General features: G+C 69.3%; 2 protein-coding genes and 1 pseudogene. 2 read left to right on the forward strand and 1 reads right to left on the reverse strand.

All coding sequences use genetic code 11. The features are described from left to right. Window positions 1-250: pseudogene (locus tag AC27KI_RS24925) on the reverse strand (tRNA epoxyqueuosine(34) reductase QueG); the annotation flags it as partial. 12 nt (window positions 251-262) lie between these two features. Here AC27KI_RS24925 and tsaE point away from each other — a divergent pair. Together tsaE and AC27KI_RS24935 are read left to right on the forward strand one after the other, a co-directional pair. Further along, a complete protein-coding gene (tsaE, locus tag AC27KI_RS24930) occupies window positions 263-778 on the forward strand; it encodes a tRNA (adenosine(37)-N6)-threonylcarbamoyltransferase complex ATPase subunit type 1 TsaE (RefSeq protein WP_284430124.1) in 516 nt (171 codons plus the stop codon). Further along, window positions 775-1,359 (forward strand): AMIN domain-containing protein (locus AC27KI_RS24935; protein WP_487116466.1); only part of this gene is annotated, 585 nt, incomplete at its 3' end. The genes tsaE and AC27KI_RS24935, both read left to right, overlap by 4 nt.

The following is a 1,359-nucleotide window of genomic DNA, read 5'->3' on the forward strand; positions in this document are numbered from 1 at the left end:
CCGGCGCGCCGTGCGCGGGTCCGGCTGGCGTGTCGCGCGGCAGGTAGTCCATGCGCGCGGTGATAACGCTCACGGTGCCGGGCACCAGTTCGGCGGGCCGGGCGCGGCGCAGGCCGTGGGTTTGCATGTAATGCATGTCGCCATGGAACCCTTGCGCCAGCCACTGCATCAACCCCGGTTCTGCGGACGACAAATCCACACCGGCCACGCCGATTTGGGAGAATCCCAATTCGCGGGCCCAGCCTTGCATTTGAGGAACGAGTTGACTGCTGCTGAACATCACCCCCGGATTGTAGAAAGCCCCCCCGCGGACACGCCCGTCGCGCTGCGCTGGGAAAGCGAGGAAGACACCGCCGCCTTCGCCGCCCGGCTGGCCGCCCAAGCCCCGATCGCCAACGCCTTCATCACCTTGCACGGCGACCTGGGCGCCGGCAAGACCACGCTGGTGCGCCACCTGCTGCGTGCGCTCGGCGTGCAGGGCCGCATCAAGAGCCCGACCTATGCCGTGGTGGAGCCGCACGAGGCACCGGGGCTGGCCATCTGGCACTTCGACTTCTACCGCTTCAACGACCCGCGCGAGTGGGAGGACGCGGGCTTTCGCGACATCTTCGCGGGGCCGGGACTCAAGATCGCGGAATGGCCCGAAAAGGCCGCCGCGCTCATCCCCGTTGAAGACCTTGCTATACACATTGAAGCAGGGGATGATGGCGAGCGGCACGTCACCCTGCAGGCCCGCACCGCATCGGGCCGCACCCTTGCACAAGGATCGAAGGCATGAGCGAAGCGCCACCTCCCCATCCACCCACGCGGCGGTCGCTGCTCCAGGCCGGCACGCTGGTGCTGCTGCTGGGCACGCAGCAGATCGCGCGCGGTGCCAGCATTCTGGCCGTGCGCGTCTGGCCGGCGCAGGACTACTCCCGCGTCACCATCGAATCCGACCGCCAGCTGGTGGCCAAGCAATTTTTCGTGACCACGCCGCCCCGCCTGGCGGTGGACATCGAAGGCATCGACCTGAACCCCGAACTGCGCGAACTGGTCGCCAAGGTGAAGGCGGACGACCCCAACATCGCCGGCATCCGCGTGGGCCAGAACGCGCCCAACGTGGTGCGGCTGGTGCTGGACCTCAAGCGGCCCGCCCTGCCCCAGGTGTTCACGCTGCCGCCGATCGCGGCCTACCAGCACCGGCTGGTGTTCGACCTGTACCCGGCCGAGCCCGAAGACCCGCTGGAGGCCCTCATCGCCGAGCGCCTGCGCGAAGTGCCGCCGACCGCGCCCCTGCCCAACGTCGCCGCCGCCAAGCCCGGCACGGCGGGCGATCCGCTGGGTGAGCTGATCGCCCAGCAGATCCAGCGCCCCGGC

The sequence above is a fragment of the Acidovorax sp. KPB24-03 genome (assembly GCF_057546605.1).